Source organism: Citrobacter sp. MGH 55 (assembly GCF_016906145.1).
Taxonomy (GTDB): Bacteria; Pseudomonadota; Gammaproteobacteria; order Enterobacterales; family Enterobacteriaceae; genus Citrobacter_A; species Citrobacter_A amalonaticus.
The window spans coordinates 1166047-1168119 of record NZ_CP070239.1; the positions used below are offsets into that span (position 1 = coordinate 1166047).

Below are 2073 nucleotides of genomic sequence, written 5' to 3' on the forward strand. Positions count from 1 at the left end.
AATAAACAACCTGTTGTGTGGAGGGTAACGGCTGTGCCTTATCTGCTATCATGCCTGCAAATAGCGTCGAAAAAACACAGCCGAGGAAAACATGGGGTCCACCAGAAGAGGGATGCTGAACGTTCTGATTGCTGCCGTATTATGGGGAAGTTCCGGCGTTTGTGCGCAGTACATCATGGAGCAAAGCCAGATGTCGTCGCCATTTCTGACCATGACGCGTCTGATCTTCGCCGGACTCATTCTGCTGATGCTCTCCTTTGTCCACGGTGACAAAATTTTTTCCCTTTTCAAAGACCGCAAAGACGCTCTGAGTCTGCTGATATTTTCTGTCGTCGGCGCGCTGACCGTACAACTCACCTTCCTGCTGACCATCGAAAAATCCAACGCCGCGACCGCCACGGTGCTGCAATTTCTGTCTCCGACGATTATTGTGGCGTGGTTCGCGCTGGTACGTAAGGCCCGTCCCGGCGTATTGGTGCTGACGGCAATCCTCACCTCCCTCATCGGCACCTTTTTACTAGTGACGCACGGCAACCCTACTTCGCTGTCAATTTCACCCGCCGCGCTGTTCTGGGGGATCGCCTCCGCATTTGCCGCCGCGTTTTATACCACCTACCCGTCAACGCTGATTGCACGTTACGGCACTTTGCCGATTGTCGGCTGGAGTATGTTAATCGGCGGGATGATCCTGCTGCCGTTTTACGCTGGAGAGGGCACGGATTTCGTGGTGAATGGCAGCCTGATTCTGGCGTTTTTCTACCTGGTGGTGATCGGCACGTCACTGACGTTCAGCCTGTATCTGAAGGGGGCGCAGATGATTGGCGGGCCGAAAGCGAGCATTTTAAGCTGTGCCGAACCGCTGAGCAGCGCGTTGCTGTCATTGCTCTTGTTGGGCATTACCTTCACGCTACCGGACTGGCTGGGCACACTGCTGATTCTGTCGTCCGTGGTGTTGATCTCGATGGATTCTCGCCGCCGCGCCAGAACCGTTTGACAGACTCCGGCGCGGCAACGCTCACTCTTACCAACCCGGCACCGCGCCGCCGTTAAAGATCGTTTCTGCCGCTTTGGCGACTTCCGGCGACTGATAGGACTGCAAAAATTCCTTCACGTTTTGCGCGTCTTTGTTGTCTTTCCGCGCCACCAGAATGTTCACGTACGGCGAATTTTTATCTTCGATAAACACGCTGTCATGAACCGGAGAAAGCCCGGTTTGCTGAATGTAGGTCGTGCTGATGATCGCTACATCGACTTTCGGGTCGTCAAGTACTCGCGGCAGTTGCGCGCCTTCCAGTTCCATAATCTGCAAGTGACGCGGATTATCGGTGATATCCAGCGCCGTCGGCAGCAGACCTTTCCCTTCTTTCAGGGTAATCAGCTTCTCTTTTTGCAGCAGCAGAAGCGCGCGTCCCAGATTAGTCGGATCGTTTGGGATCGCCACCGTCGCGCCCTCTTTCAGTTGATCCACCGTTTTGATTTTTTTCGAATAGCCTGCCATCGGGAAGACAAAGGTATTCCCCACCGCCACCAGCTTATAATTGTGCGCCTGGTTATCCTGCTCAAGGAACGGACGATGCTGGAAAACGTTGGCATCCAGTTCGCCGTGGTTGGTGGCGTCATTCGGCAACAGCGAGCCGCTGAAACCGACCAGCTCAACGTCGAGGCCGTACTTCTCTTTCGCCACTTTTTTGGCGACTTCCGCGACATCCTGCTCGGCGCCGTTAATCACACCCACTTTAATGTGCTTTGCATCGCTGCTCTGCTGATCGCACCCGACCAGCAACAATCCCGCCAGCAGTACCGCCGCCCCTGTCCGTAAATGAGGTATCGTCAATTTCACGTTTTTATCCTTTTGAAATAACCGCCTGATGAGTAATGAAATGACTATAGCGGGAAGGGCACGGCGGTTTAAAAACCGAAAAGGTATCAATAAGAAGAAAAAGGCATAAAGGGAGAATATGCGAAAATCCTGATGGCGCTGCGCTGACCACACGCAGCGCCATTCGGCTCAGACCAGCGCTTTGATGATGTCCATTAACCTGACGATATCTTCAGGACGCGTATTCCCGGTTT

2 protein-coding genes are annotated in these 2073 nt (G+C 53.6%); one reads left to right on the forward strand and one right to left on the reverse strand.

Going from position 1 to position 2073, the window contains the following annotated elements; genetic code table 11:
• Positions 1-91 precede the first annotated feature (91 nt).
• On the forward strand, positions 92-994 hold the full coding sequence (locus JTI98_RS04625; RefSeq protein WP_044263588.1) for a carboxylate/amino acid/amine transporter: 903 nt from the start codon (positions 92-94) through the stop codon (positions 992-994).
• Positions 995-1021: 27 nt separating this feature from the next.
• Here JTI98_RS04625 and nlpA read toward each other — a convergent pair whose 3' ends face one another.
• Entirely contained in the window at positions 1022-1840 is an 819-nt protein-coding gene (nlpA, locus tag JTI98_RS04630) for a lipoprotein NlpA (protein ID WP_216081979.1), read from the reverse strand.
• Between the last annotated feature and the right edge of the window lie 233 nt (positions 1841-2073).

Coding starts and splice junctions, on each gene's coding strand:
- JTI98_RS04625 (WP_044263588.1), top strand. CDS start 92: ATGGGGTCCACCAGAAGAGGGATGCTGAACGTTCTGATTGCTGCCGTA.